This window comes from Skermanella stibiiresistens SB22 (assembly GCF_000576635.1).
Lineage (GTDB): Bacteria > Pseudomonadota > Alphaproteobacteria > Azospirillales > Azospirillaceae > Skermanella > Skermanella stibiiresistens.
Window position 1 is genome coordinate 1 of the sequence record NZ_AVFL01000115.1, and the last position, 592, is coordinate 592.

A 592-nucleotide genomic window follows, 5' to 3' on the forward strand; every position below is an offset into this window, starting at 1 on the left:
TCTGGAAAGCGGTCCGCTGTCGATCTGGCTGTGCCACGGCTTGACGGCGCTCGGTCTGCCGGTGGTCTGCCTCGATGCCCGCCACGCCAAGGCGGCGCTGAAGCTCCAGCTCAACAAGAGCGACGCCAACGATGCCCGCGGTCTGGCTCAGATTGTGCGCACCGGCTGGTACCGTGAGGTCGCGGTCAAAGGCTTGGATGGACAGCTGGTGCGGGCTCTGATCACGGCGCGGGCCCAGCTGGTGGCTCAGCGGGTCGATCTCGGCAACCAGATCCGCGGCCTGCTCAAGCCATTCGGCCTGCTCGCCGGCAAGGGCGTCGGCAAGACCTTTGCCGAAAAGGTTCGCGGCCTGGTCCCCGATGGTCCGCTGCATGATGTCACCGAAGCCCTTCTCCGGGCTTGGGAAGCCATCAACAAGGAGGTCGCCACGCTGAGCCGGCGCCTGGTCACCGAGGCCCGCCAGGACGACACGGTGTGCCGGCTGATGACCGCGCCCGGCGTTGGCGTGCTGGTGGCGCTGAACTATGTCAGCACGATCGGCGATCCCGCCCGCTTCACCCACTCATCCAGCGTCGGCGCCTATGTCGGCCTG

The 592-nt window shown here is 67.4% G+C and carries 1 protein-coding gene; it reads left to right on the forward strand.

Annotation, left to right across the window (positions count from 1 at the left end; genetic code table 11):
• Positions 1-592, forward strand: a 592-nt coding sequence (locus tag N825_RS35715; protein WP_037462447.1) for an IS110 family transposase, incomplete at both ends; no start/stop codon positions are given.